This is a genomic window from Acetobacter okinawensis (assembly GCF_002153655.1).
Classification (GTDB): Bacteria; Pseudomonadota; Alphaproteobacteria; order Acetobacterales; family Acetobacteraceae; genus Acetobacter; species Acetobacter okinawensis_A.
Genome location: NZ_JOPJ01000042.1, coordinates 1 through 1951, shown reverse-complemented (window position 1 = coordinate 1951; position 1951 = coordinate 1). Strand labels below are relative to the sequence as shown.

The window sequence follows — 1951 nt, the reverse complement described above, 5'->3', positions numbered from 1 at the left end:
AACCGCACTGCTGAGTTCTTGCAGCGTGAGTGCTTTTCTGCTGGCCTGTATGGCGACCATATACAGATCCGTAAACCCGGCATCTGGGCTGCGGCAAATGGCATGCCGGTGGTGCATTGCGGCAGCCGTGTCCTGGTCGGTTCCAAATTCGAGCGGCCAGGCACTCGTATTGGCGACCAGATATGGGCGGCATCACCAGCAGAGCCGTGTCCTGGCAAGGCGTGTGACGCCAGCGTGGCTATCGAGTTCCAAAACCGCATTCGTGAACTATGGGATTTCAAGGTTGGTGGCAGCGATATTATCGTTATGGGCATGCTGGCCTGCGCTTATTACGGCGCGGCCATTCCGTGGCGTCCAGCAGGCTTTCTGACTGGCCCAGCGGGGTGCGGTAAGTCCTCACTGCTCTATGTGCTTCAAAACGCTATTCCGCTCAAGTTCGCAACCAATGATGCGTCAAAGGCAGGTATTGAGCAGATGGTAGATGGCCGCGCCATTCCTATTCTGGTGGATGAAGCCTCGGACCGAGAGGATCAAAGGGCTGCCCGCAACCTGCTGGGCATGATCCTTTCCGCAACTGGTGGCGAAGGCACAAAGGGCGCGCGTGGTGGATCAGACGGTATTGCCCGCAAGATTGCTGTTGCCGGGTCATTTATTATGGCCTCAATCCGTCCACCAGATATGGAAGCCCAACATGCTGGCCGCATCACTCTTGTGTTTTTGCAAAAGGCCAAAAAAGGCGCTGACCATACTGCTGAACATGCCGAGTTCAAGGAATGGGCCAAAGAGGTTGGGCCATCTCTATGGGGGCGTGCTCTTGGTGGATGGGATCGGTACCGTGATGCGCGGGTGATCCTCCGTGCCGCCGTTGGCCGTGCCGGTTGTCAGCCGCGTGAAATGGATCAGATGGGCTCATTGCTTGCAGGTTGGTGGGTTTTGGCGAATGACGGCATACCATCAGAAAAAGAGGCGGATGGTATTGTGCAGGGCATCGTAGGGTATATCCGTACGGCTGATGATACTGCTACGGACAGTGGCCCACAGAGAATGATCGACCACTTTTTATCGCAAAAAGTGCAGATGGACCGATCAAGTGACAAGCGTTCCATATCCTCCCTGATTGAGCAAATGTTAAGGCAGCAGGATGAAAATGAAGATGGGGTGCCAGACTGCACATATTCTCGCAAACAGGTAGCGTCCGCCCTTGCAAGTTACGGAATACGGGTTGTGCGCGCTAATGAGCCACTTCCCAGAAGTGGGCAGCCTGTTTTAAAAGGCAGTGATGGAGACGGTTTGTGGATATGGCCGCGCAATGCCATGCTCCGTGCCTTATTCAAAGATACAGTGTACGCTGGCGACAAATTCATATATGACTTCACCCAGCTTGAAAGTTACCGTCCGCCGCCACGGAATAAATATGGGCGTGAAATGACCATCACCATGGATGGTAAGAAAAATAAGGGCTGTTTCTGGGTCCGGTGCTGTGAGCTGGGCTTATCAGATGACGGAGACGGCGGGTTCTAATGGAACTACGGAACCCCAACGGAACCGTATAGGTTCCTATTAGTTCGTTTATTTTTCTAAAGAGAACCAAAACCGTTATACGGAACCTATTTTCGCGCCCCTATACCAAACGCATAATCTCCGTGCCTCTTGTGTTTGTTGTGTGAAAATAGCGGTTCCCTTGGTTCCCTAGTTCTCTTTCTTACTAACTAACTGAATAATATAAATAATATAGGGAACCTGAAAGGAACCAGATGGGAACCCAAGAGAACCTTGCAGCAACAGCCCACATGCCAATGAGTGGGGCGGAAATGGCAGAGGAAGTGGAGCGCCGTTTGTTTGAGGCAGGTCTGACCTTAGCTTGCCTGCCCTCTCATGGTCTGCGTCCGTCCAGTTGCGGCTCATCCTGGCAGGAAACGCTCATGGAACTGGATGACCTGCTCAGCCTGAC

General features: G+C 53.0%; 1 protein-coding gene and 1 pseudogene. Both read left to right on the top strand.

The features are described 5' to 3' along the window. The coding region (locus HK26_RS11715; RefSeq protein ID WP_086639950.1) for a hypothetical protein at positions 1-1521 on the top strand (1521 nt) is incomplete at its 5' end. A 233-nt stretch (positions 1522-1754) separates the two neighbouring features. Continuing rightward, positions 1755-1951: pseudogene (locus tag HK26_RS11710) on the top strand (DUF6362 family protein); the annotation flags it as partial.